A 20,373-nucleotide genomic window follows, 5' to 3' on the forward strand; every position below is an offset into this window, starting at 1 on the left:
TTTTTCGGCTATCAAAGAGGATTAATTATGAGCAGAACCATTTTTTGTACCTTCCTGCAGCGTGAAGCGGACGGCCAGGATTTCCAGCTGTATCCGGGCGAGCTCGGAAAGCGTATTTACAACGAAATCTCCAAAGAAGCCTGGGCGCAGTGGCAGCACAAGCAGACCATGCTGATCAACGAGAAAAAGCTCAGCATGATGAACCCGGAGCACCGCAAACTGCTTGAGCAGGAGATGGTGCAGTTCCTGTTTGAAGGGAAAGACGTGCACATCGAAGGCTACACGCCGCCGGAAAAACAGTAAGGGCCCTGCGGCCTTTAAAAAAACAAACACAACACGCACGCCCGGAATGATGAAAAAATACTTAGCGCTCGCGCTGATTGCGCCGTTGCTCGTTTCGTGTTCCAGCTCCAATAAAAAAGGCGCCGAATACAACGAGGCCTGGGTCAAGGACACGAACGGATTCGATATTTTGATGGGCCAGTTCGCCCACAACATCGAGAACATTTGGGGGTACAACGAAGTCCTGCTCGCCGGGCCAAAGGACTACGTCAAGTACACCGACCAGTATCAAACCCGCAGCCACATCAACTTCGATGAAGGGACGATCACCGTCGAGACCATTGCCGGCACCGACCCTCGCGGACGTCTGCGCCAGGCGATCGTCAAAACCCTGTTGATGGGCGATGACCCCAACTCCATTGACCTCTATTCCGATGTCGATGACATCCAGATCTCCAAAGAGCCGTTCCTCTATGGCCAGGTGGTGGATAACACCGGGGCGTCGATTCGCTGGGAGTGGCGCGCCGCGCGCTTTGCCGACTATCTGCTGCAAACCCGTCTGAAGAGCCGCAACAACGGCCTGCGCGTGGTCTACAGCATCACCATTAACCTGGTGCCGAACCACCTCGACAAACGTGCGCATAAATACCTCGGCATGGTGCGTCAGGCCTCGCGTAAGTATGGGGTTGATGAGTCGCTGATCCTCGCGATTATGCAGACCGAATCCTCCTTTAACCCCTATGCGGTCAGCCATGCCGACGCCATGGGGCTGATGCAGGTGGTCCAGCACAGCGCCGGCAGAGACGTCTTCCGCTCCCAGGGTAAATCCGGCCTGCCAAGCCGCAGCTATCTGTTTGACCCGGCGAATAATATCGACACCGGTACCGCCTACCTGGCGATGCTGAACAATGTTTACCTCGCCGGCATCGATAACCCCACCTCGCGTCGCTACGCGGTGATCACTGCCTATAACGGCGGCGCCGGCAGCGTACTGCGGGTCTTCTCCAGCGATAAAGTGCAGGCGGCCAATATTATCAACAGCATGGCGCCAGGGGACGTCTACCAGACGCTGACCACCCGCCATCCGTCGGCGGAATCGCGCCGCTATCTGTACAAAGTTAATACGGCGCAGAAAAGCTACCGCCGTAAATAGCCCTCCTCCCGACTCCGGCCTCAGCCCCGCGCTGAGGCCGCGCTTATTCTCCGCCATACTCTGTAATATCTTTCGGTTTTCTGCGGCAGTTAACAGAAGCATTAAGCTAGTGAATGATAGAATCGCATCAAAATAACGGGATTAATGTTATTTTAAAAACATAACAAGCCCACATTCGTGAGGATAACTACATGAATCTTAAGCTGCAGCTCAAAATACTGTCGTTCCTGCAGTTCTGCCTTTGGGGGAGCTGGCTCACCACGCTTGGCTCGTACATGTTTGTCACGCTGAAGTTTGACGGCGCGGCAATCGGCGCAGTGTATAGCTCGCTCGGTATCGCCGCGGTGTTGATGCCGACGCTGCTCGGCATCGTCGCCGATAAGTGGATCAGCGCCAAATGGGTATACGCCATCTGCCACCTGGTCGGCGCGTTAACGCTGTACCTCGCGGCGCAGGTCACCACGCCGGGCGAGATGTTCCTCGTGATCCTGCTTAACTCGCTGGCCTATATGCCGACGCTTGGCTTGATCAATACCATCTCCTACTACCGCCTGCAGTCGGCGGGGCTGGATATTGTCACCGATTTCCCGCCAATTCGTATCTGGGGCACCATCGGCTTTATCCTCGCCATGTGGGGCGTGAGCTTCTCCGGCTTTGAACTGAGCCATATGCAGCTGTACATTGGCGCGACGCTGTCGGTCCTGCTGACTCTGTTCACCCTGACGCTGCCGCATATTCCGGTCGCCAACGCCCAGCGCAATCAAAGCTGGACGGAGATGCTCGGCCTGAACGCTTTTGCGCTGTTTAAAAACAAGCGTATGGCTATCTTCTTTATCTTCTCGATGATGCTCGGCGCCGAGCTGCAAATCACTAACATGTTCGGTAACACCTTCCTGCACAGCTTCGATAAAGATCCGCTGTTTGCCGGCAGCTTTATCGTCGAGCACGCGTCAGTGCTGATGTCGATTTCGCAGATTTCCGAAACGCTGTTTATCCTGACCATCCCATTCTTCCTTAGCCGCTACGGCATTAAGAACGTGATGCTTATCAGTATTGTGGCGTGGATGCTGCGCTTCGGCCTGTTCGCCTTTGGCGACCCGACGCCGTTCGGCACTGTACTGCTGGTGCTGTCGATGATCGTCTACGGCTGCGCCTTCGACTTCTTTAACATCTCCGGTTCGGTGTTCGTTGAGAAAGAGGTGCGCCCGGAAATCCGCGCCAGCGCTCAGGGGATGTTCCTGATGATGACCAACGGCTTCGGCTGTATTCTCGGCGGGATGGTGAGCGGCAAAGTCGTCGAACACTTTACCGTCGAGGGGATCACTGACTGGCAGAGCGTGTGGCTGATTTTCGCCGGCTATTCGCTGGTGCTGGCCTTTGCCTTCGTGGCGCTGTTCAAATACAAACACGTCAGACAACCGACCGCCGCCCAGCAGAGCGTGTGATCGGCAAAAGTAAAACGCCCCGCCTGTTCGGCGGGGCGTTTTTTTATCCCTTCAGCACGTAGCCATACAGCCGCTTAATGCCGTCCGGATCCGTCTCGCTGTAAACCCCCTGCAGCTCCGGCGAGAAGCCAGGCAGCATATTGACCCCCTCCTCCAGCGCGAGGAAATAGCGCAGCACGGCGCCGCCCCAGACCTCGCCGGGCACCACGCACAGCACGCCCGGCGGATACGGCAGCGCCCCCTCCGCCGCGACGCGGCCTTCCGCCTCGCTCAGACGCACCAGCTCAACGTTGCCGCGAATAAACTCGTGGTTGGCATCCTGGGGATTCATCACCACCCTTGGGAAGCTCCGTTTACGGAACATCTCTTTTTGCAGGCTCTTCACGTCAAAGCTAACGTACAGATCGTGCATCTCCTGGCACAGCTCGCGCAGGGTATAGTCGCGATAACGCACCGGATATTTGTTATAGATGGTCGGCAACACATCGGCCAGCGGCGTATCCGCTTCAATATGCTGTTCAAACTGCCCCAGCATCGCCACCAGCTGCGCCATTTTTTCGGCGCTCTCCGCCGGCGTCAGCAGGAACAGAATCGAGTTGAGATCGCACTTCTCCGGCACGATGCCGTTTTCACGCAGATAATGCGCCAGAATGGTTGCCGGGATGCCAAACTCACTGTACTCCCCACTTTCAGCGTCAATGCCCGGGGTGGTCAGCAACAGTTTGCACGGGTCGACAAAATACTGGTCGTCCGCGTAGCCTTCAAAACCATGCCAGCGCGCGTCGGGTTCGAAGCTGAAGAAGCGGCGCTCCCGGGCGATCGCCTCGGTCGGGTGATCCTGCCATGGACGCCCCGCCACCACTGGCGGAATAAAGGGCTGGATCATCTTGCAGTTGGCGATGATCGCTTTGCGCGCCTCAATGCCCAGCGCCACACACTCGGCCCACAGGCGGCGGCCGCTCTCACCTTCATGAATTTTGGCGTTGACGTCCAGCGCGGCAAACAGCGGATAGAACGGGCTGGTGGAGGCATGCAGCATAAAGGCGTTATTCAGCCGCTTGTGCGGACAGAAACGCGCCTGGCCGCGCAGATGGTTATCCTTTTTATGGATCTGCGACGTCTGTGAGAAGCCGGCCTGCTGCTTGTGCACGGACTGGGTGACAAAAATACCCGGATCGTCGGGGGTCAGCTCCAGCAGCAGCGGCGAGCAGTCGGCCATCATTGGGATAAACTGCTCATAGCCCACCCACGCCGAGTCGAACAGGATGTAATCGCAGAGGTGGCCGATCTTATCCACCACCTGGCGGGCGTTATAGACCGTGCCGTCGTAGGTCCCCAGCTGGATCACCGCCAGACGAAACGGGCGGGAGGCATTGGCTTTCTCAGGCGCCGCTTCGCGGATGAGATCCCGCAGGTAATGCTCATCAAAGCAGCGCTCGTCAATGCCGCCGATAAAGCCGAACGGATTGCGCGCGGCTTCCAGGTAAACAGGCGTCGCCCCCGCCTGGATCAGCGCCCCGTGATGGTTTGACTTGTGGTTGTTGCGATCGAACAGCACCAGATCGCCGCGGGTCAACAGCGCGTTGGTCACGACTTTGTTGGCCGCCGAGGTGCCGTTGAGGACGAAGTAGGTTTTATCCGCGTTGAACACCTTCGCAGCGAACTTCTGCGCGTGCTTGGCCGATCCTTCGTGGATCAGCAGATCGCCTAATTTCACATCGGCGTTGCACATGTCGGCGCGAAAGACATTTTCGCCAAAAAAGTCATAGAACTGACGGCCTGCAGGGTGCTTTTTGAAAAACGCCCCGTGCTGATGCCCCGGACAGGCAAAGGTGCTGTTATCCATCTCGACGTACTGGGTCAGGGTATTGAAAAACGGCGGCAGCAGACGCGCTTCATAATCACAGGCCGCCGCCTCCAGCTCCAGCCACTCCTGATCTTTACCGGCGATCACCGCCTGCACCCCCTCCGGCTTGTCGACCGCCGTCTCACTCAGCAGGTAGACCGGCAGGTTAAATCCGCTACGCCTGAGGAGAGTAAGGATGCCGCTGCGACTGTCGGCCACGGAGATGACGACTGCCGCCACATCGGTAAAATCGGTACTGTCCAGCGCCACAACGCGACGGTGGGTGGACAAGCGGGTGACCAGCTCGCAGCTGGCGGCAATGTGCATGGATTTCATAAGCGCAAATGCCCGTATCGGGAGTGTAAAAACCTCAGACAAGGGAGACCTTGCCCAACGATGTGTCCGGGTCTGACGGATTCAGCTCCGACCGCCGGACATCAGTAAAAGCAGACGCGTCCGATCTTACTGTTGCCCTACAGTGAGCATACGTGTCCTTCACCGCATGGTGAACAGAGGGGTAAGCGTAGCAAGATGAGGCAGCCCGCGCATCTGGGCGCGGCGTCGCTGGCGAGATAATGGCTGTGTCGTCATCGGCGGCCTCATATCAGGGAGGAGAAAATTCGCGCAATCATGGCACCTTTCCCGAACAGGCGCAAGATGAAAACCGTATGCACTTATATCACGGATACACAAGCTTTCCCGGTAAGTTAACGCCATAATAATGCGGTTATCAGGGATTTTTAACAGGAGTCAGCGTGGTTACAGGACCTTTTATTAACGCCAGCGCGGTGCTGGTCGGCGGTGTGCTGGGCGCCTTACTCAGCCAACGGTTGCCGGAACGGATCCGCACCGCAATGACCTCTATTTTTGGCCTGGCGTCATTGGGCATCGGCATTTTACTGGTCATTAAGTGCGCCAATCTGCCGGTGATGGTGCTGTCGACCCTGGTAGGGACGCTGCTCGGCGAAATATGCAATATGGAAAAAGGCATCAATACGCTGGTCAGTAAACTCCAGCAGTTGATGTCAGCGAAAGGCAAGAAAAAGGCTTCGGCTCATGAGTCTTATATTCAGAGCTATGTGGCGATTATCGTCCTGTTCTGCGCCAGCGGCACCGGCGTCTTCGGCGCCATGCGCGAAGGGATGACCGGCGACGCCAGCATTCTGATTGCCAAAGCGTTTCTCGACTTTTTCACCGCCACCATCTTCGCCTGCACCCTGGGCATTGCCGTCGCCGCCATCAGCGTACCGATGCTGCTTATCCAGCTGACTCTTGCAGCCTGCGCGGCGATCATTATGCCGCTTACCACGCCGATGATGCTGGCGGATTTCAGCGCCGTCGGCGGCATGCTGCTGGTGGCCACCGGGCTGCGCATCTGCGGGATAAAAATGTTTGCCGTAGTGAATATGCTGCCTGCGCTGGTGCTGGCGATGCCGATTTCCGCGGCCTGGACGCTGTTTTTTGCCTGAAAACGCGTGCTTTTAGCGCAATGTGGTGATAGATTGTTCAGTCTGCTGCAAAACAGATAAATTTCGTTGACGAGGCGCGGCGATTACGGTTTAATGCGCCCCGTTGCCCGGATAGCTCAGTCGGTAGAGCAGGGGATTGAAAATCCCCGTGTCCTTGGTTCGATTCCGAGTCCGGGCACCACTATTTAAAGAACCCGCCCAAAAGGCGGGTTTTTGCTTTTCTGTAGCCGGACTCTCCATCGAACTGCGTTAACCCGTGATTTCCCTGCTGCGTTTTTCTCCTGGCCAGCCCGCTGCTAGTTAACGACAAGCGCAGGCCTATTCTCCATAGAATCTTTTCGCAAATACATTTTCAGATATCAGATAACACACTGATCAAAATCGCCATTTTCCCGCTAAAAGCGGCTAAAAACGCTCTTTTCTGGCAATCGATCCGCCCAGGTGGCTGCCCTGCTTTCCCTCCAGATGGCCAAATAGCATCTTATATTCCATTTTGCGCTAAATGACAGAGAAATATTCTTTAAATAACTGTTTTCACAGTTCTAGCATGCAAAAATATCTTAAACGAGTGGGTAAATGGTTATGTCACTGTTTCATTCCGTGAGCGACCTGATCGGTCATACTCCCCTGCTCCAGTTGCACAAACTGGATACCGGGCCCTGCAGTCTGTTTTTAAAACTGGAAAATCAGAACCCCGGCGGGTCAATTAAAGATCGGGTTGCGCTGTCGATGATTAATGAAGCCGAGCGCCAGGGAAAACTGGCGCCCGGGGGAACGATTATCGAAGCCACCGCCGGCAATACCGGCCTCGGTCTGGCGCTGATTGCGGCGCAGAAAAATTACCGCCTGATCCTGGTGGTGCCGGACAAAATGAGCCGCGAGAAAATCTTTCACCTTCGGGCGCTGGGCGCGACGGTGCTGCTCACCCGCTCCGACGTCAATAAAGGCCACCCGGCCTACTACCAGGATTATGCCCGCCGCCTTGCCGATGAAACGCCGGGCGCCTTTTATATCGACCAGTTTAATAACGACGCCAATCCGCTGGCCCATGCCACCTCCACTGCGCCGGAGCTTTATCAGCAGCTGGAGGGCGACATCGACGCCATCGTCGTCGGCGTCGGCTCCGGCGGCACGCTGGGTGGGCTTCAGGCCTGGTTTGCTGAGCACTCGCCGAAAACGGAATTTATTCTCGCCGATCCGGCGGGTTCGATCCTTGCCGATCAGGTCGATACCGGACGCTACGGCGAAACGGGATCCTGGCTGGTCGAAGGGATCGGCGAAGATTTTATCCCGCCGCTGGCCAGGCTGGAGGGGGTACATACCGCGTATCGCGTCAGCGACTGCGAAGCATTCCACACCGCGCGCCAGCTGCTGCAGGTCGAAGGAGTGCTGGCCGGCTCTTCCACCGGCACCCTGCTCAGCGCCGCGCTGCGCTACTGCCGGACGCAAAGCCGTCCGAAGCGGGTGGTGACCTTCGCCTGCGACAGCGGCAATAAATACCTGTCCAAAATGTTCAACGACGACTGGATGCGCCAGCAAGGACTGATCGCCCGCCCCGAACAGGGCGATCTCAGTGATTTTATCGCCCTGCGCCATGACGAAGGCGCTACCGTCACGGCCGCGCCGGACGACACCCTGGCCGCGGTCTTTACCCGCATGCGGCTGTATGACATCTCCCAACTGCCGGTACTGGAGGATGGCCGCGTGGTCGGCATCGTCGATGAGTGGGATTTGATCCGCCACGTACAGGGCGATCGCCAACGCTTCTCCCTGCCGGTCAGCGAAGCGATGAGCCGCCATGTTGAAACTCTCGATAAGCGTGCGCCAGAGAGTGAACTGCAGGCCATTCTCGATCGCGGTCTGGTGGCGGTGATCGCTGACAACACGCGTTTTCTTGGCCTGGTCACCCGCAGCGATGTATTGACCGCCTGGCGTAACCGAGTCGCACAATAAGGAATTTTTTATGTCATCTATCCACACCCTGAGTGTACATAGCGGAACCTTCACCGACAGCCATGGCGCAGTGATGCCGCCGATTTATGCCACCTCCACTTTTGCTCAGCCAGCGCCGGGGCAGCATACCGGTTATGAATATTCCCGCAGCGGGAATCCCACCCGTCACGCGCTGGAGACGGCGATCGCCGACCTGGAAAACGGCACGCGCGGCTACGCGTTCGCCTCCGGGCTGGCCGCCATCTCCACCGTGCTGGAGCTGCTGGATAAGGACAGTCATCTGGTGGCGGTCGATGATGTGTATGGCGGCACTTACCGCCTGCTGGAAAACGTTCGCCGCCGTAGCGCTGGTCTGCAGGTGAGCTGGGTGAAACCCGACGACCTGGCGGGAATTGAAGCGGCGATCCGCCCCGATACGCGCATGATCTGGGTGGAAACGCCCACCAACCCGCTGCTGAAGCTCGCGGATCTCAGCGCCATCGCCGCCATCGCGCGCCGCCATAACCTGATCAGCGTCGCCGATAACACCTTTGCTTCGCCGGCGATCCATCGCCCGCTGGAGCATGGGTTTGATATTGTGGTGCACTCCGCGACCAAGTACCTCAACGGCCATTCCGATGTCGTCGCCGGCCTGGCGGTGGTTGGCGATAACTCCGGGCTCGCGGAAAAGCTTGGCTATCTGCAGAATGCGGTAGGCGGCGTGCTTGACCCGTTCAGCAGCTTCCTGACGCTGCGCGGCATCCGTACCCTGGCGCTGCGGATGGAGCGCCACAGCGCGAACGCGCTGCAGCTCGCCGAATGGCTGGAACAGCAGCCGGAAGTGGAGCGAGTCTGGTTTCCCTGGCTGGCTTCGCACCCGCATCATCAGCTGGCGCGCCAGCAAATGGCCCTGCCCGGCGGCATGATTTCGGTGGTGGTGAAGGGCGATGAAGGTTACGCCGAGCGCATCATCAGCAAGCTGCGCTGGTTTACGCTTGCGGAGAGCCTGGGCGGCGTGGAGAGTCTGGTGAGCCAGCCCTTCAGCATGACCCATGCCTCGATCCCGCTGGAGAAACGCCTGGCGAACGGTATCACACCGCAGCTGATCCGCCTGTCGGTGGGGATCGAAGATCCCAACGATCTGATTGCCGACTGGCAGCAGGCGCTGCGGGCGGAGTGATTATTCCGACGCGCGGGTCGTTGTCAGCGCGTCGGCCATTCCCTGCTGAAGGTGGGCGATAAACTGCGTCAGCTTCGGCAGGGGCCGACGATCCTGGCGCCAGAGCAGATGCACAGGCCGCGGCTGCGGAGTCCACGCCTCCAGCACCCGAACCAGGCTGCCGCTGGCCAGCGCATCGGCCAGCAGTACCTCCGGCTGCATCAGCAGCCCGGCCCCGGCGATCGCCGCCTGGCGCAGCGCGTAGCCATCGTTGCAGCGCAAAACCGCATCGCGTTTCCAGCGCACTTCTCCCTCTACGCCCGGCAGCCGCCACTCGTTGCGGGCGGTCCAGACCGTATGGGACAGGCAGAGATGATCGGCGAGATCCTCTGGCGTCCCGGGGGTCCCGTAACGCGCCAGATAAGCCGGCGCGGCGCAGATCACCATCCGATACGGCGCCAGGTAGCGAGCCACCAGATCCTCCTGATGGATCTCGCCGATACGGATCGCCAGATCGAACCCCTCATCCACCAGATCGACCATCCGGTTAGTCAGATCCAGTTCCACCCGGACCGCAGGCCAGGCCTGCAGGAAGGTGGCGGTCAGGGGCGCGATCACGCTGGCGCCGAACGAGGTGGGAGCGCTCACCCGCAGGGTGCCGGCCGGCGCCAGCCGCAGCCGCTCGACCGCGCTTTCGGCGATGGAGACCTGCTCCATCACCCGTTTCGCTTCGTCAAAATAGACTCGCCCGGCGTCGGTGAGGCTCTGGCGTCGGGTGTTACGCTCCAGCAGACGCGTCGCCAGCTGGCTTTCCAACTGGGCGATATATTTCCCAACCATCACCGCCGACAGCCCCAGGCGCGACGCCGCCCCGGTAAAGCTGCCGCACTCCACCACGGCAATAAACGTCTCCATCCCTCGTAATTTGTCCATATTGCTAACCTCTGGTTAGTAATGTTCTAACTTTTAGCCAGTTTATCCGAGATTACTTTTATTAAAAAATAGCCTCTCACCTCATCAGGAGTCTGCCATGAAAATTATCGTTATCGGTGCCAGCGGCACCATCGGTCGCGCGGTCAGCGAAGAACTGAGTCAGAGACATGAGGTTATCCGCGTCGGCCGCACCCGGGGAGATTATCAGGTGGATATCACCTCGCAGGAGAGCGTCGAGGCGCTATTTGCCCAAACGGGTGAAGTAGATGCCATCGTCTCCACCACCGGCAATCTGCACTTTGGGCCGTTAAGCACCATGACCGACAGCCAGTTCAACCTCGGTCTGCAGGACAAGCTGCTGGGGCAAATTCGCCTGGCGCTGGTCGGCCAGCATTTTCTGCGCGACGGCGGGTCGATTACCCTGGTCAGCGGTATCGTCGCGCAGGAACCCATTGCTCAGGGGGTCAATGCCACGACGGTCAACGCCGGTCTGGAAGGCTTTGTCCGCGCCGCCGCCTGCGAACTACCGCGCGGGATCCGCATCAATCTCATCAGCCCCACCGTGCTCAGCGAGTCGCTGGCGGCCTACGGCGACTTTTTCCCGGGCTTCCCCAGCGTTCCCGCCGCCGCCGTGGCGCAGGCCTATCGCCGCAGCATTGAAGGCGTTCAGACCGGCCGCATCTACCCGGTCGGCTACTAGCCTGTGCCGGCCCGCCGGGGCCGGCGCTTACATCAGGCCGTCGTTGCAGGTACACTGACGGCTGATTGTCTCCGGCCGAAAAACTGATGTTGAAAAAATTATCCTTAATTATCCCGCTACTGGCGCTTATCGCGCTGCTGGTCTGGTGGTTCACCCCGCATTACACCGAGGAAGATGAAGCTTACTACCGGGCGGTATTTTGCATAATCGATCATGACGACAGCCGCCAGTTCCTCCACGATATGCAGAATATCGTCGAGGGGGGAAATTCTGACTACGCGCTGCATAAAACCCATTACCTTCCGGCGCTGGGGCAGCGGATGCTGGATACCTGGCGCCAGCTCAGCCCGCAGGAACAGCAGGCGCTGCGTCAGGACAAGCAGCGCTGCGGCGAGATATTGCGCGAAAAACAACAGGGGAAATCATCCTGACGAGTTGGCAAAATTGCAGCATATCGCCAGCGTCGAATAAGATTGTGCTGTTGATGACCGGATCGCTGTCACAAAATATCCGGTCGTCGTCGCGTCACAGTACGACGTTTTTTCTGCGGCGGAATACGATAAAAAGTAGTTGATCTGGTACGAACTAACTCTTATTTTGCTTCACAGTTTTCAAAATGAGATAAAACTGATGCCTGTCATTATTGCCAGTAGTGTTAAAGAAGCCAAAGCGTTAATTAACGGTGGAAAATACAGGGAAATTATTCTTAACTTCGATATTGATGCCGATGACTTTTTCTCTCTCGCCAGCCATTCCGCCGGAACTAAAATCTCCATCGCCGACCGCAACGATCGCTCTCCGGTAGAATCAGCAAAATAATTAACCCGCGAGGGACGTCTATGTGGTTGTTTATTGGAACCTTTGCGCTGGCTTTTCTCGCAGCGCTGATGCTGGTCTGGCTCGATGACCGGATCGCCGAAACGGATTGACCCTGCGCTGGACGTTAACGTCACGCAGGGCTGCGCGCCGCCGAAAAGCGGCGCACAGCAGAGACGTTACAGGGAGGCCGCCAGCCGCTCAACGGCCGTCAGCAATCCGGCTTCTGACACCGTGGAGTAAGAAAGACGCAGGGTACGGGTATCCGGCTTATCGTGATAGAACGCTTCACCCGGGACGTACACCACGCCGTTTTCCAGCGTTTTCTTCATCCATTCCATGGTATCGAACGGATAGCGGAAACGCGCCCACAGGAACATCCCCCCCTGCGGGCGGCTGAATTCCAGGTGCTCGCCAAGGCGGCTTTCCAGCGCATCGGCCAGCGCCACGCACTTCTTGCGGTAGTCTTCGCGAATCAACGCAATCTGGTTATCCAGCCGGTTCAGACTGAGGTATTCCGCAGTGATCACCTGCGACAGCATATTGGTATGCAGATCCGCCGCCTGCTTCACAATCACCGTCTGCTGCGCCAGCCAGTCCGGCATGACGATCCAGCCGATACGCATCCCTGGCGCGAGGATTTTCGAAAAAGTCGAGGTGTAAACCACCTGATCTTCACAGCCCAGCTCGACAGCATGCTGATAGAGCGGGCGTCTAACGGCGTCTGTAAAGCTAATTTCGCCGTAGGGATCGTCTTCCAGAATGACGAAATCATATTTTTTCGCCAGCTCAACCAACCGGCGACGACGCGCCTCGCTCAGCGTTTTGCCGCCGGGATTGCCGAACGTCGGCACCAGGTAAACAGCTTTGACGCGGGTGGTCTCCAGCAGGTCGGCCAGCTGCTCCACCAGCATCCCGTCATCGTCGGTGTCAACGCTGAGAATATTGGCCTGCGCCAGCTGAAATACCTGCAGCGCCGCCAGATAAGTGGGACGCTCAACGACGATAGTATCGCCCGGATCGAGCAGCGTACGGGCAACGATATCCAGCGATTGCTGGGAGCCGGAGGTGATATAGACCTGGGCGGCTGAACAGGCGACGCCACGGGAGTGGCAAATTTCACTCACCGCCTGGCGCAGCGGCGGGTAGCCTTCCGTCAGACCGTACTGGAATGCGTCATTAAAACGCTCGCTCATCACCTTCTGCACCGCCAGCTCCAGGCCTTCGGTATCAAACAGTTCCGGGGCCGGAATGCCGCCGCCAAGCGAAATCACGCCGGGCAGTTTACTGTGCTTGAGAAGTTCGCGGACGGCGGAGGGCTTGAGTTCACCCGCGCGGGCGGCGAGACGCCGATCGTGCATACTATTTTCCTTTTCTGTCTTGTTGTTGTGTTAATTATCTTGGCTTTGTTGCAGGTGCTCCCCGGCGGCGCTTACCATGCCGGGGCTATCCTTTTCAGTACGTTGTCACCCGGACAGGGGTATGCCGCTACCCGGGTTTCGCACGTCATGCTTTGTCTTTCAAAACGATTAACGGCTCGATATCGCTCTCTTTTTTCACCACCAGCGACGAATCGCCGCGCAGGCAGGTACCGCCGTAGTTACCGCCGACGGTAAATGTGCACACCTGAATGTACTTACCGTCCACTTTCGGCAGGCACCACAGCTGCTGGTAGATATTCTTGCGATCGACAAACTGGCCGCTGGTCTTATCCAGAAGTTCATCCTGAGGGCCGATCAGGTCGATATTGTTGCCGCAGCGCCCGGAAATAGGCTTCACCGCATAGCCGGTTTTCGCCAGCTCGTCGTTAACCTCAAAATCGGTATCCAGCAGATAGCGATGATGCGGGAACAGCGACCACAGCACCGGCAGAATGGCTTTGTTGCCGGGGATCACCGTCCACAGGGGTTCGAATACCAATACTTCAGGACGCAGCAGGACGTCAATCAGCCGCACCTCATTCTGCGGATGTCCGGTACGAATCGGTACCGCCGCGTACTCCTCGGCGCTGACTTCGCGCACCTGCTCAATGGCGGTTTCCCATGCCCAGGTTTTCCAGACGCAGTTGACCAGCCGCCCGTCGGCGTCGATCAGCTGACCGGCAGCGTCCCAGCGCAGCTCATCAAGGCCAAAGAGAATTTTGCTCTCAAAACCGGCCTGGGTCAGCGAACGCTGAATAAACTGCGCGTGGTAGTTCTCTTCCAGATCCTTGTCCTGCATGATGTGGACGAAGGGCCGCGCCCGGCTGTGTTTCCACGCCCCCGCCAGCTCATCGAGCAGACCTTCCGCCGGATTGTGGCCGGTGCCGTAGTAGCCCTGCTTCAGCCACTGTTCGAGGATCAGCCCGCCTTCGGTATGGCAGGAAGCGGAATCGGCATTGTACTCGTACACCTTCAGCCCGCGCTCGTCCATGCAAAAATCCATGCGCCCGGTGATCATATGATGACGGCGGCGCTGCCACGAGAGGCGCAGACGAGGCCAGAGAATTTTCGGAATATCGAACAGCGCCAGCAGGTTGTCATCCTTCATCACCTTATCGGTGGCGTGCAGATACATCAGGTGCAGCTCGTTGGTGGCTTTGATCAGCTCCTGTTCGGCACTTTCGCTGATGGTGAAATACTGATAGGGATCCTGGTTGATGAAATGACCGTTGGCTGCCACATAGGCTTTCTGCAGCGGGTCTTTCTCGTTCAGCCATTTACCGCGAAACTGGCCGTTGTTTGGCAGCCGCGCGCCTTTGATGGCCATCGCCTCGCCCGGCAGCACCGGCTGCGGCAGGCTGTGTTCGGTATCAGCGGTCTGGATCATCCAGCCTAAAATTTCGGTATCGGCAAAGGTATCTTTGATGGTGTACCGGCCGTCGTTGACCTCGAGGGTCAGCTCGCGGGTCCACTGCTGGCCCTGCGGCAGCGGCGAGTGAATCACGTTCTGCTCGGCGATACGCACCTTATTGCCGACAAGCTGGGTGATCACCGCCACATGGCCGGTGTGCTTAAACTCGCCCCCCTTCTGCCAGATCAGCAGCGAACCAGCGATAGGCGGACGGCGGGAGCCGTTGGCGAAGGCCTGCAGCGGCAGAATATTGTCATTGACCACTTCGCGCAGGAAACGCAGGGAGAAGATTTCATAAGCCATCCCCACATCGGTGAAGACAAAGCCATAGGTCAGGAACAGAAAGCGGCGCGCAAACTCCACGCACTGCCATTTATGCCCCATATACTCATTACCGATGTAGCTGCGAAACGTCGCGTCATCCGGGTAGTCCTGCGGATTTAAGCTACTGTAATTCGATGAATAAATCGCTACGCCACCGGGTGCATAGCCTAACAATGTCCCAAACGGGGCGTCACTGCTTGTCGATCCTTTGCTCATTTAGCCTGACCTCAAATTAATGCAGCCCGGGCAGTTGGCGAAACAAAACTCCCTCTTCTTATCCTGCCGCAGGCACTTACCAGACAGAGGTGTAACGATGATACCACTCATTCGTTTCGCTAATCGTGCCGTTAAGGAAAATAACCCTGCAGCCGGAAACAAAAGTGATATCGTTATCGGTGATATAACAAAAAAACAACGCAACATCAGGAGTCGACAATGAGCACACCCTCGCATCTGAATGCCCAACCGCTGGTCTGGGGACACGGCCCGCGGACGTTTGAGGTGTTCCTTGAGCCCACCTGCCCCTACTCTGTCCGCGCGTTTAATAAACTCGACGATCTGCTCGATGAGGTCGGCGCCGATAACGTGACCATCAAGATACGCCTGCAGTCGCAGCCGTGGCATCTGTTCTCCGGGGTTATCGTCCGCTGTATCCTCGCCGCGTCCACCCTGCCGCACGGCAGAGAGCAGGCGCATAAGGTGATGCAGGCCGTGGCCGACCATCGGGAAGAGTTTGAGTTTACCGATCACTGCAGCGGGCCGAACATGAACGCCACGCCGCAGCAAATCATTGAGCGCATTGAACGCTATAGTCACGTGCTGCTGGGGGCCGCCTTTGCCCGCCCGGAGCTGCAGGACGTGATCAAGTGGCACAGTAAATACGCCCGTCAGAACGGCATCCATGTCTCGCCGACCTTTATGGTCAACGGCCTGGTGCAGCCGGATCTGGGCAGCGGCGATGATGTCAGCGTGTGGGCCGCGCGGATTATGGCCTGAGGTCACCTGCTACACTTTTTGTACATCCACGAAAAAGGCAAACCAGCATGTCAGAGCAAAACTACCAGCCACCAAAAGTGTGGGAATGGAAGCAAAACAGCGGCGGCGCGTTCGCCAACATCAACCGTCCCGTTTCCGGCGCGACTCATGAACGCGTCCTGCCGGTGGGAACCCATCCGCTCCAGCTATACTCACTCGGCACGCCCAACGGCCAGAAGGTGACGATCATGCTGGAGGAGCTGCTGGCGCTGGGCGTCAGCGGCGCGGAGTACGATGCCTGGCTGATACGCATTGGCGAAGGGGATCAGTTTTCCAGCGGCTTTGTCGAGATCAACCCGAACTCGAAGATCCCGGCCCTCAGCGACCATTCCACCACGCCGCCGACCCGGGTATTTGAGTCCGGCAACATTCTTCTCTATCTGGCGGAAAAATTTGGTTTCTTCCTGCCGAAAGATCCTGCCGGTCGCACCGAAACCCTCAACTGGCTGTTCTGGCTGCAGGGCGCGGCGCCGTTCCTCGGCGGCGGCTTCGGCCACTTCTATAACTATGCGCCAGTGAAGATCGAGTACGCGATCGACCGCTTTACGATGGAAGCCAAACGCCAGCTCGACGTGCTGGACAAACAGCTCGCCCGCGGTCGCTATGTGGCCGGCGAGGAGTACACCATCGCCGATATGGCTGTCTGGCCGTGGTATGGCAACGTAGTGCTGGGCAATGTCTATAACGCGGCGGAGTTCCTCGACGCCGGGAGCTATAAAAACGTGCTGCGCTGGGCGCAGGATGTCGGCAACCGCCCGGCCGTCAAGCGCGGACGCATCGTCAACCGCACCAACGGCCCGCTCAATGAGCAGCTGCATGAGCGCCATGACGCCCGCGACTTTGACACCCAAACGGAAGATAAGCGCCAGGCGTAAGGTCTTCACCCTTTCCCGTTGACGGGAAAGGGTTCCCACTACAGGACGGTTCCGCCTGCGAAGCCGTCCTGTTTAGCTTTCCAGCCGATAGCCCGCCAGAAAATAGCGCATCGCCATACCCGACCCACCTTCTTTGAAGAAATCCATCACCATATCCCTGTCCAGGCCATAGCGACGGGTGAGGATCCCCGCTTCCCAGGCGCTGAGCTGGCGGTCGCCGGTTTTTTCAAACATGCGGTGCGAGTAGCCGAGCACAAACCCGCGTTTATAGTCGGCGCAAAAATTCGCCGCATGCGCGGCGGTGTCAGCATAGGATGCCTGTAGCCCCGCCATTAAGCCTTTGCCAAAATGATTTTCCATCGCGCCCTCCCAATCGTTATATAATAAATTATATAGCGTTTTTTTGAGCGAGCGGTAGCGCTATTTATGACTGTTGCGCTAGCGTAAATACTTCTCAAACCATGCCAGCGTGCGTTGCCAGGCCAGATCAGCCGCAGCCCGATCGTAGCGCGGCGTGGAATCATTATGAAAGCCGTGATTCACGCCCTGATAGAAATAGGCCTCGTAGACTTTATGGTGTTCCTTCAACGCCTGTTCATAGGCAGGCCAGCCTTCATTAATGCCGCTATCGAGGCCGGCATAGTGCAGCAGCAGCGGCGCTTTAATTTTATCAACCTCCTTCAGCGGCGGCTGGCGACCGTAAAACGGCACCGCGCAGGCCAGCTCCGGGATCGCCACCGCCGCCGCGTTGCTGACGCCGCCGCCGTAGCAAAAACCGGTGATACCGACCTTCCCCGTCGCCTGTGGATAGTTCGCCATAAACGCGACCGCCGCAAAAAAATCATTCATCAGCTTCACGGGATCGACTTTCTGCTGTAGGGCGCGGCCTTCATCATCATTCCCCGGATAGCCGCCGACGGCGCTCAGGCCATCCGGCGCCAGCGCGATGTACCCCGCTTTCGCTACCCGCCGGGCTACATCTTCAATATAGGGGTTCAGGCCGCGGTTCTCATGCACCACCACCACAGCGGGCGCTTTGTCGGCTATTTTTGTCGGCGTCACCAGGTAAGCCCGCACTTCGCCGTGACCGTCAGGAGAGGGATAATGAATATACTCCGGGCGGATATCCGGGTCGGTGAACGGTACCTGCTCTGCCAGGGCATAGTCGGGCTTCAGCAGATTAAACAGCGCCAGCGCGGTCATCCCGCCGACAGTATATTTCCCCGCCAGCTGGAGAAACTCGCGTTTACTGATTTTGCCGTGGGCATAGTAGTCATAATATTCGAGCAACTGCTGCGGGAAATCTTTGGCCGTTAATCGCGTCATCACCCTGCCTCCGTTGTTAAGCGCTCTTTAAGCAAAGCAGAAGCCCGGACATACGCCAGCCCAGAAAAGCATGAAACGGGGAGAAACAGCCCAGCGGCTAACACCGCCGGGAGAGAAGGGATCAGTGTTTCACTTTGGTCAGACGATCAAGGTAGCCCATCACAAAGGCCGAAAGCACGAAGGTCAGGTGGATAATCACGTACCACATCAGCTTATTGTCCGGGACGTTTTTCGCATCCATAAACACCCGCAGCAGGTGAATAGAGGAGATCGCCACGATGGAGGCGGCAACCTTATTTTTCAGCGAAGTCGCGTCCATTTTGCCCAGCCAGCTGAGTTTTTCTTTACCCTCGTTAATATCCAGCTGCGAGACAAAATTTTCATACCCGGAGAACATCACCATCACCAGCAAACCGCCCACCAGGGTCATATCCACCAGCGACAGCAGGGTCAGAATCATATCCGACTCGCTGACGCTAAAAATATGCGGCAGTATGTGGAAGATCTCCTGAAAAAATTTGATGGTCAGCGCAATCAGACCGAGCGAGAGGCCAAAATAAACCGGCGCCAGCAGCCAGCGCGAGGCGTACATAGCATTTTCCAGAAAGCGTTCCATAAGATCCTGTCAGTTAACATAAACGGCCGCCATTATATCGCAACAGGGTAACGCTTATGCAACATCAGCCGCCAGCGTCATCTGCAGGCGGCCAGAAACGGTTTCTTTAAAGTATGACCTCAAAGTCCTGCAAAGCGGAGTAGCCCTCGCTTTGTAGGCCAACCATTGAAGCAGCCAGCAGGCCAAATTTCGCGCCGACCCATTTTCCCTTCCCGGCAGCAAAACAAAGAGGAACCTTCCGCCACTCCTCCTCGGCTCGCCAGGAAAATTGACACAGGCCGCCTTCGCCTACGGCCACCTGCAGCTGACACTTGCCGCACTTAAGCTCAGCAAGAACCTGACGAGTTTCGCGCACCACGCCCGCATCGCTCATCCAACCGTGTCGCCACACGAGCCGGTAACTCCCTTGCCCAAACTCCACCAGCAAAGCGGCGTAGCGTTCGCCGTATACGATCAGGCCTCCGGCATCACCGTCCTGAGCGGCATATAACGTTACGCTTGTTTTCGCGCTAAAAGTTAGCGCCGGGAATTTCTGCAGCAACAGCTGCGGCGCCCAGTATAACGCTCTCTGTCCATCGACTTCGGATAATGGGACGCAGCGTAATCGAAGTTCGCCTTCCGCCGGCAGCAGCCACTCAGGGCTGGGGTTAGCCTGCCACTGCCACTGTATTCCCGGTTGGCCTTGCGCAAAATAGTCGCTGGTTTGCGGCGCCAATGCCGGTGAAGGCGTTAACCCTTTAGGACGCGGCCAACGTAAAACCGGCTGTCCGACGCCGCCGTTGCCAATCTGCTCACCGATACGCGGCCAGCCATCGTTACCCCAGGACATCGGCTGGAGGTGAACCACGCGGCCATAGAGGTGTAAGTCCTGGAAATGAACAAACCAGCATTCGCCCTCCTCACCCTCCACCCAGCCGCCCTGATGTGGTCCATTTATCGAGGTGTTTCCCTGGAAAAGCACGTTTTTGGCTTCCCAGGGCCCCGTCATCTGGCGCGCGCGCAGTACCGTCTGCCAGCCATTTTCAACCCCGCCCGCAGGAGCAAAGATGTAGTACCAACCGGCGCGTTGATAAACCTTTGGCCCCTCAAGGGTAGGTAAATCGCAGCAGCCGTCATAGATAATCTGCCCTTCGCCCAGCAATTCGCTGGCGTCCGGCGCCATCGCAAACAACTGCAGTTTATGCTTGATGCCGCTGCGGCTATGGGCGAAGGCATGTACCAACCAGGCCTGACCATTGTCGTCCCAGAACGGGCAGGGATCTATCCAACCTCTGGCCTCGCGCAGGCAGTGCGGAGCGCTCCATTTCCCCCACGGATCCTCGGTATGGCAGATAAAAATACCTTCATCTGGCGTGCTGAAGCAGACCCACAGCTTGCCATCGTGCCAGCGAATCGACGGCGCCCATACGCCCTTACCCGGCTGATACCGGTCATAACCAGGTAGCGGCAGTTCATCCATAACGTGGTTGATGATAGTCCAATTAACCAGGTCCGTTGAATGCAGGATCGGTAAAGCGGGCACATGGTTAAAACTGGAAGAGACCATAAAGAAATCATCGCCTACGCGCACGATATCCGGGTCGGAATAATCGGCGCATAAGATAGGATTCTGGTATTCAGAAGGGGTCAT

The 20,373-nt window shown here is 57.6% G+C and carries 20 protein-coding genes and 1 tRNA gene; 12 read left to right on the top strand and 9 right to left on the bottom strand.

Annotated elements, in window-relative coordinates; translation table 11 throughout:
• Positions 1–27 precede the first annotated feature (27 nt).
• The 3 genes from KHQ28_RS01330 to KHQ28_RS01340 all read left to right on the top strand — a co-directional run bounded on the left by KHQ28_RS01330 (position 28) and on the right by KHQ28_RS01340 (position 2,880).
• Positions 28–303 (top strand): oxidative damage protection protein, encoded by a 276-nt coding sequence (locus tag KHQ28_RS01330; protein ID WP_004105744.1) that lies wholly within the window; start codon positions 28–30, stop codon positions 301–303.
• A gap of 49 nt (positions 304–352) precedes the next feature.
• Positions 353–1,435 (top strand): membrane-bound lytic murein transglycosylase MltC, encoded by a 1,083-nt coding sequence (gene mltC / locus KHQ28_RS01335; protein WP_002916629.1) that lies wholly within the window; start codon positions 353–355, stop codon positions 1,433–1,435.
• 191 nt (positions 1,436–1,626) lie between these two features.
• Positions 1,627–2,880, top strand: a complete 1,254-nt coding sequence (locus tag KHQ28_RS01340; RefSeq protein ID WP_004144787.1) for a nucleoside permease — start codon at positions 1,627–1,629, stop codon at positions 2,878–2,880.
• A gap of 43 nt (positions 2,881–2,923) precedes the next feature.
• Here KHQ28_RS01340 and KHQ28_RS01345 read toward each other — a convergent pair whose 3' ends face one another.
• Entirely contained in the window at positions 2,924–5,062 is a 2,139-nt protein-coding gene (locus KHQ28_RS01345) for an ornithine decarboxylase (protein WP_009484134.1), read from the bottom strand.
• A gap of 419 nt (positions 5,063–5,481) precedes the next feature.
• Here KHQ28_RS01345 and KHQ28_RS01350 point away from each other — a divergent pair, with 419 nt between their 5' ends.
• The 4 genes from KHQ28_RS01350 to KHQ28_RS01365 all read left to right on the top strand — a co-directional run bounded on the left by KHQ28_RS01350 (position 5,482) and on the right by KHQ28_RS01365 (position 9,307).
• Positions 5,482–6,195 (top strand): DUF554 domain-containing protein, encoded by a 714-nt coding sequence (locus KHQ28_RS01350; RefSeq protein ID WP_002916694.1) that lies wholly within the window; start codon positions 5,482–5,484, stop codon positions 6,193–6,195.
• A gap of 105 nt (positions 6,196–6,300) precedes the next feature.
• A tRNA-Phe gene (locus tag KHQ28_RS01355) sits at positions 6,301–6,376 on the top strand.
• A gap of 395 nt (positions 6,377–6,771) precedes the next feature.
• The gene (locus KHQ28_RS01360; protein ID WP_004174417.1) at positions 6,772–8,148 is read left to right on the top strand and encodes a pyridoxal-phosphate dependent enzyme; all 1,377 of its coding nucleotides are present in this window, start codon (positions 6,772–6,774) and stop codon (positions 8,146–8,148) included.
• Between the two features lie 10 nt (positions 8,149–8,158).
• A complete protein-coding gene (locus tag KHQ28_RS01365) occupies positions 8,159–9,307 on the top strand; it encodes a PLP-dependent aspartate aminotransferase family protein (RefSeq protein WP_020316731.1) in 1,149 nt (382 codons plus the stop codon).
• Here the strand turns inward: KHQ28_RS01365 and KHQ28_RS01370 are convergent, their stop codons facing one another.
• Positions 9,308–10,219, bottom strand: coding sequence for a LysR family transcriptional regulator (locus tag KHQ28_RS01370; RefSeq protein WP_004181308.1), 912 nt, complete (start codon positions 10,217–10,219; stop codon positions 9,308–9,310).
• A gap of 97 nt (positions 10,220–10,316) precedes the next feature.
• Between KHQ28_RS01370 and KHQ28_RS01375 the strand changes: the two genes are divergently transcribed.
• The 3 genes from KHQ28_RS01375 to KHQ28_RS01385 all read left to right on the top strand — a co-directional run bounded on the left by KHQ28_RS01375 (position 10,317) and on the right by KHQ28_RS01385 (position 11,738).
• On the top strand, positions 10,317–10,919 hold the full coding sequence (locus KHQ28_RS01375) for a short chain dehydrogenase (RefSeq protein WP_004174410.1): 603 nt from the start codon (positions 10,317–10,319) through the stop codon (positions 10,917–10,919).
• A gap of 86 nt (positions 10,920–11,005) precedes the next feature.
• Positions 11,006–11,350: a hypothetical protein gene (locus KHQ28_RS01380; protein WP_004185642.1), complete on the top strand. Its 345-nt coding sequence runs from the start codon at positions 11,006–11,008 to the stop codon at positions 11,348–11,350.
• Positions 11,351–11,549: 199 nt separating this feature from the next.
• Complete coding sequence (locus KHQ28_RS01385; protein ID WP_002916738.1) at positions 11,550–11,738, top strand: hypothetical protein; 189 nt, start codon at positions 11,550–11,552, stop codon at positions 11,736–11,738.
• 176 nt (positions 11,739–11,914) lie between these two features.
• Here the strand turns inward: KHQ28_RS01385 and KHQ28_RS01390 are convergent, their stop codons facing one another.
• The 3 genes from KHQ28_RS01390 to KHQ28_RS01400 all read right to left on the bottom strand — a co-directional run bounded on the left by KHQ28_RS01390 (position 11,915) and on the right by KHQ28_RS01400 (position 15,306).
• Positions 11,915–13,096, bottom strand: coding sequence for a PLP-dependent aminotransferase family protein (locus KHQ28_RS01390; protein WP_004149825.1), 1,182 nt, complete (start codon positions 13,094–13,096; stop codon positions 11,915–11,917).
• 145 nt (positions 13,097–13,241) lie between these two features.
• Positions 13,242–15,107 (bottom strand): bifunctional glutathionylspermidine amidase/synthase, encoded by a 1,866-nt coding sequence (gene gss / locus KHQ28_RS01395; RefSeq protein ID WP_002916740.1) that lies wholly within the window; start codon positions 15,105–15,107, stop codon positions 13,242–13,244.
• A 76-nt stretch (positions 15,108–15,183) separates the two neighbouring features.
• On the bottom strand, positions 15,184–15,306 hold the full coding sequence (locus tag KHQ28_RS01400) for a hypothetical protein (RefSeq protein ID WP_004217169.1): 123 nt from the start codon (positions 15,304–15,306) through the stop codon (positions 15,184–15,186).
• Positions 15,307–15,326: 20 nt separating this feature from the next.
• Here KHQ28_RS01400 and KHQ28_RS01405 point away from each other — a divergent pair, with 20 nt between their 5' ends.
• Together KHQ28_RS01405 and yghU are read left to right on the top strand one after the other, a co-directional pair.
• Positions 15,327–15,887 carry a thioredoxin domain-containing protein gene (locus KHQ28_RS01405; RefSeq protein WP_004150918.1) on the top strand — a complete coding sequence of 187 codons (561 nt, stop codon included), beginning with the start codon at positions 15,327–15,329 and terminating at the stop codon, positions 15,885–15,887.
• A 47-nt stretch (positions 15,888–15,934) separates the two neighbouring features.
• Positions 15,935–16,801 carry a glutathione-dependent disulfide-bond oxidoreductase gene (gene yghU / locus KHQ28_RS01410; protein ID WP_002916742.1) on the top strand — a complete coding sequence of 289 codons (867 nt, stop codon included), beginning with the start codon at positions 15,935–15,937 and terminating at the stop codon, positions 16,799–16,801.
• Between the two features lie 72 nt (positions 16,802–16,873).
• On the opposite strand, the gene KHQ28_RS01415 is transcribed toward yghU, so the two are convergent.
• The 4 genes from KHQ28_RS01415 to KHQ28_RS01430 form a co-directional block, all read right to left on the bottom strand.
• Positions 16,874–17,161 (bottom strand): DUF2623 domain-containing protein, encoded by a 288-nt coding sequence (locus KHQ28_RS01415; RefSeq protein WP_002916743.1) that lies wholly within the window; start codon positions 17,159–17,161, stop codon positions 16,874–16,876.
• A 78-nt stretch (positions 17,162–17,239) separates the two neighbouring features.
• Positions 17,240–18,127 (bottom strand): YghX family hydrolase, encoded by an 888-nt coding sequence (yghX, locus tag KHQ28_RS01420; RefSeq protein ID WP_004144560.1) that lies wholly within the window; start codon positions 18,125–18,127, stop codon positions 17,240–17,242.
• A 121-nt stretch (positions 18,128–18,248) separates the two neighbouring features.
• Positions 18,249–18,743, bottom strand: coding sequence for a TIGR00645 family protein (locus KHQ28_RS01425; RefSeq protein WP_004105804.1), 495 nt, complete (start codon positions 18,741–18,743; stop codon positions 18,249–18,251).
• Between the two features lie 106 nt (positions 18,744–18,849).
• A complete protein-coding gene (locus tag KHQ28_RS01430) occupies positions 18,850–20,373 on the bottom strand; it encodes a glycoside hydrolase 43 family protein (RefSeq protein ID WP_023325357.1) in 1,524 nt (507 codons plus the stop codon).

This window comes from Klebsiella sp. 28, assembly GCF_018223905.1.
Lineage (GTDB): Bacteria > Pseudomonadota > Gammaproteobacteria > Enterobacterales > Enterobacteriaceae > Klebsiella > Klebsiella pneumoniae.